Origin of the sequence: Devosia sp. (genome assembly GCF_028290645.1) — a bacterium.
GTDB lineage: Bacteria > Pseudomonadota > Alphaproteobacteria > Rhizobiales > Devosiaceae > Devosia_A.
On sequence record NZ_JAQGJL010000276.1, the window covers coordinates 1 to 5,119 of the forward strand.

Sequence of the window (5,119 nt, forward strand, 5' to 3'; positions counted from 1 at the left end):
TGCTGCTCTCCACCTCCACCTTCAAGCACCAGCTCGAGGCGGACGTCGAGCCGTTCCGCGGGCTGCTGCTCGGGCTGTTCTTCCTTGCCGTCGGCATGTCGCTGGACCTGACGGTGGTGGCCGGCAACTGGCAGTTCATTGCGCTGGCCGTGCTTTGCTACATGCTGATCAAGGGCGGCGCGATCTACGTGCTGGCGCGGCTGCTCAAGTCCAGCAAGGCCGAAGCGCTGGAGCGCGCCGTGCTGATGGCGCAGGGCGGCGAGTTTGCGTTCGTCCTCTATTCCACGGCCAACGCGGGCGGCCTGCTCAGCGCCGACCTCAACGCCATGATGACCGCCACGGTGATCATCTCGATGGTGCTGACGCCGTTCTCGATGATGCTGCTGAAGTTCCTGCCCAAGCCGGTGCAGTCCTTCGAGGGGGTGGAAAAGCCGGAGGGGCTGAGCGCCAACGTTCTCGTCATCGGCTTCGGCCGCTTCGGGCAGATCGCGACGCAGGCGCTGCTGGCCAAGGGGGAGAAGGTGGCGATCATCGATATCGACACAGAGATGATCCGGGCCGCCGGCACGTTCGGCATGAAGGTCTATTACGGCGACGGAACGCGGCTCGACATCCTGCGTGCCGCCGGCGCGCAGTCGGCCGAAGCGATCCTGGTCTGCGTCGACGACAAGGAGGCGGCGATGCAGATCGTGGGGCTCGTCAAGTCGGAGTTCCCCCTCGCCAAGGTATTTTCGCGCGCCTATGACCGCGGCCACGCGCTGGCCCTGGTCAAGGCAGGGGTCGATTTCCAGATTCGCGAGGTATTCGAATCGGCGCTGGTGATGGGGGCCGAGACCCTCAAGGAACTCGGCAGCAGCGACAACGAAGTGGTCTCGATCATCGAGGGGGTGCGCAGCCGCGACAACCAGCGCTTCGCCGCGCAGATGGCGGGCGGCCTCCAGGCGGGCAGGGACCTGCTGATCTCCAACGCCGAGGACCAGGCCCGCGAAAGCGGCGTCGTCACCGCGCCGTCGGAGCCGATCATTCTGCCAGAGGAGGATGCGAAGGTTTAGGGGGGCGATCGGCCGGACGGCCGGTGGCTGTGGACCCCCGCGTCCGGTGGCTGTGGACCCCCACCCCTGTCCCCTCCCCCTGAACAGGGGGGAGGGAGACCCACGAACTGCCGCTGGTGTTTTGGTCTCCCTCCCCATTCTTAGGGGGAGGGGACAGGGTGGGGTCAGCTCGCACCGGCTTCCAAGACAGACCAAGCCTTAGGCACGCTGCCTAACAAGCGCTCGTCGGGCCTTCCCCCGCATTCGATTCAATGCAACAGTGTGCGCCTAGAGGGGAATACATCGTCACGATGCTGGATTGCGACCATGCCGCAAAACCCTCTTGTATTGGATGCCCCGGTTCCCGAACGGCGCGCGCTCAGCGTTGAAGCGCTGCAGTCGGAAATCCTTGAAAAGCTCACCTATTCCGTCGGCAAGGATCCGATCGTCGCCCGGCCGCACGACTGGCTGAAGGCCACGATCCTCGCGGTGCGCGACCGGATCATCGACCAGTGGATGGAGTCGAGCCGCGCCACCTGGCGGACCTCCAACAAGCGCGTCTACTACCTCAGCCTCGAGTTCCTCATCGGCCGCCTGATGCGCGATGCGATGAGCAATATCGGGCTGATGGAGCCGGTGCGCGCGGCGCTCAAGAACTTCAACGTCGACCTCGGCGACCTGATCAACCTCGAGCCCGACGCGGCGCTCGGCAACGGCGGCCTCGGCCGCCTCGCCGCGTGCTTCATGGAGTCGATGGCGACGGTCAACATCCCCGCCTATGGCTACGGCATCCGCTATGTCCACGGGCTGTTCCGGCAGGAGATGAGCGAAGGCTGGCAGGTCGAGCTGCCGGAGGACTGGCTGGCGCACGGCAACCCCTGGGAATTCGAGCGGCGCGAGAGTTCGTACGAGATCGGCTTCGGCGGCCATGTCGAGCCGATCCTCGAGCCCGACGGCTCGACCCGGCTCGAGTGGCGGCCGGCCGAGCACCTCTTGGCGGTGGCGTTCGATACGCCGATCGTCGGCTGGCGCGGCAAGCGGGTGAATACGCTCAGGCTCTGGTCGGCGCAGCCGATCGATCCGATCCTGCTCGACAAGTTCAACGCCGGCGACCACATCGGCGCGCTGGAGGAGAGCGCCAAGGCGGCGGTGGTGACGCGGGTGCTGTACCCGGCCGACTCGACCCCGTCGGGACAGGAACTGCGGCTCAGGCAGGAGTTCTTCTTTTCCTCCGCCTCGCTGCAGGACATCGTGCGCCGGCACATGCAGGCCTATGGCGATCTCGGCTCGCTGTCGGACAAGGTGGCGATCCAGCTCAACGACACGCACCCGGCGATCTCGATCGCCGAGCTGATGCGGCTGCTCGTCGATATCCACGGGATGAAGTGGTCGGCGGCGTGGAAGCTGACCAAGGCGACGTTCGGCTACACCAACCACACGCTGTTGCCCGAGGCGCTCGAGACCTGGCCCGTGGGACTGCTAGAGCGGATGCTGCCGCGGCAGATGCAGATCATCTACGCCATCAATGCCGAGGTGCTGGGCGAAGCCCGGGCCCTGGGCGGCTTCACCGACGCGCAGGTCGCCAACCTGTCGCTGATCGACGAGCACGGCAGCCGGCGCGTCCGCATGGGGCAGCTGGCCTTCGTCGGCTCGCACTCGATCAACGGCGTGTCGGCGCTCCATTCGGAGCTGCTGAAGAAGACGCTGTTCGCCGATCTCGACCGGCTCTATCCGGACCGGATCAACAACAAGACCAATGGCGTGACGCCGCGGCGTTGGCTGATGCAATGCAACCCGGGGCTGACCAGGCTGATCGCCGAGCGGATCGGGCCGGGTTTCGAGGACAACTTCGAGCTGATCGCCCGGCTCGACAAGCACGCCGACGACCCGACGTTCCAGGATCAATTCCGGGCGGTGAAGCGCGCCAACAAGGTGGCGCTGGCGCAGGTCATCAAGGACCGGCTGGGGATCGTCGTGTCGCCCGATGCGATGTTCGACGTGCAGGTGAAGCGCATCCACGAGTATAAGCGCCAGCTGCTCAACGTCATCGAAGCGGTGGCGCAATATTCGATGATCCGCTCGCATCCCGAGAAAGACTGGGTGCCGCGGGTAAAAGTGTTCGCCGGCAAGGCGGCGCCGGGCTACTGGAACGCCAAGCTGATCATCAAGCTGATCAACGACGTGGCCAAGGTGGTGAACAACGACCCGGCGGTGCGCGGGCTGATGAAGGTGGTGTTCCTGCCCAACTACAATGTCAGCCTCGCCGAGCAGATCATCCCGGCGGCCGACCTTTCCGAGCAGATCTCGACCGCCGGCATGGAGGCCTCGGGCACCGGCAACATGAAGTTCATGGCCAATGGCGCCATCACCATCGGCACGCTCGACGGGGCCAACGTCGAAATGCTCGACCAGGTGGGGCCGGAGAACATGGTGATCTTCGGGCTCACCGCAGACAAGGTGGCCGAGAAGCGCAGCCGGAGCGAGGTGCCGCGCGCGGCCATCGACAGTTCGCCGGCGCTGCGCGAGGCGCTGGAGGCAATCGCCTCGGGCGTATTCTCGCCGGACGATCCGCACCGCTATCGCGACCTGATCGGCGGGCTCTACGACCACGACTGGTTCATGGTGGCGCGGGACTTCGACGCCTATGCAACGGCGCAGCGCGGCGTCGATGACCTCTGGATCAAGCCCCGCAAATGGTATTCCATGGCGATCCGGAACACTGCCCACGTCAGTTGGTTTTCCTCGGACCGTACAATCAGTCAGTACGCCAAGGAAATCTGGGGTGTCCCGGTCGTCGGGGGGTAGTGGGTTTGACCAAGTCAAAATGGCAGGCGGCTGAGAACGACGTCCGCGCAATCGTCGCGGGTCGCCATTCCGATCCGTTCGGTATCCTGGGCCTGCACCAGGTCGACGGCACGTGGGTGGCCCGGGCCTTCATTCCGCACGCCGAGTCGGTGTCGGCGCGCACTCTCGACAACCGCATCCTCGGCGAGCTCGAGTCGCGCGGCGACGGCTTCTTCGAGGGCGTGGTAAAGGTCGAGGGACTGCAGCCGGTGAGCTATCACGCTCGCAACGAAGGTGGCGAGTGGGACATGCTCGACCCCTACAGCTTCGGGCCGGTGCTCGGCCCGATGGACGACTACTATATCGGCGAAGGCTCGCACCTGAGGCTGTTCGACAAGCTCGGCGCCCATGCGATGGAGTTCGAGGGTGTCGACGGCACGCATTTTGCGGTCTGGGCGCCCAACGCCCGGCGGGTCAGCGTGGTCGGGCCGTTCAACGACTGGGACGGCCGCCGGCACCCGATGCGGGTGCGGATCAATACCGGCGTGTGGGAAGTGTTCATTCCCAATGTCGGGCCGGGCGAGGTCTACAAGTTCGAGATCGTCGGGCCGGACGGGAAGCTCAGGCCGCTGAAGGCCGACCCCTATGCCCGCCAGTCCGAACTGAGGCCCAAGACCGCCTCGGTGGTCGCCGACCCGCGGCCGTTCGTCTGGACGGACGACAAGTACATGGCCGAGCGCGCGAGGACCGACTGGCGGCGCAAGCCCGTGTCGATCTACGAGGTGCATCTCGGATCGTGGCGGCGGCGGGCCGACGGCTCGTTCATGAGCTACGAGCAACTGGCCGAGCAACTGGTGCCCTATGCGGCCGATTCCGGCTTCACCCATATCGAGCTGATGCCGATCACCGAGCACCCGTTCGATCCCAGCTGGGGCTACCAGCCGACAGGGCTCTATGCGCCCACGGCGCGGTTCGGCGATCCCAAGGGGTTCGCGCATTTCGTCGACGCCGCGCATGCGGGGGGGCTGGGCGTCATCCTCGACTGGGTGCCGGCGCATTTCCCCACCGACGAGCACGGGCTTGCCCGCTTCGACGGCACGGCGCTCTACGAGCACCTCGATCCGCGCAAGGGCTACCATCCGGACTGGAATACCGCGATCTACAATTTCGGGCGCAAGGAGGTGGTGAGCTTCCTCGTCAACAATGCGCTCTACTGGCTCGAGGCGTTCCACCTCGACGGGCTGCGGGTCGATGCCGTGGCCTCGATGCTCTATCTCGACTACTCGCGCCAGGCCGGGCAGTGG

Annotated in this window: 3 protein-coding genes; all 3 read left to right on the forward strand. The window is 65.7% G+C overall.

The window, feature by feature from the left end:
* The coding region (locus JWQ89_RS14890) for an NAD-binding protein (RefSeq protein WP_299642254.1) at window positions 1-1,052 on the forward strand (1,052 nt) is incomplete at its 5' end.
* 306 nt (window positions 1,053-1,358) lie between these two features.
* A complete protein-coding gene (locus JWQ89_RS14895; RefSeq protein WP_299642256.1) occupies window positions 1,359-3,836 on the forward strand; it encodes a glycogen/starch/alpha-glucan phosphorylase in 2,478 nt (825 codons plus the stop codon).
* 5 nt (window positions 3,837-3,841) lie between these two features.
* The coding region (gene glgB, locus JWQ89_RS14900) for a 1,4-alpha-glucan branching enzyme (RefSeq protein ID WP_299642257.1) at window positions 3,842-5,119 on the forward strand (1,278 nt) is incomplete at its 3' end.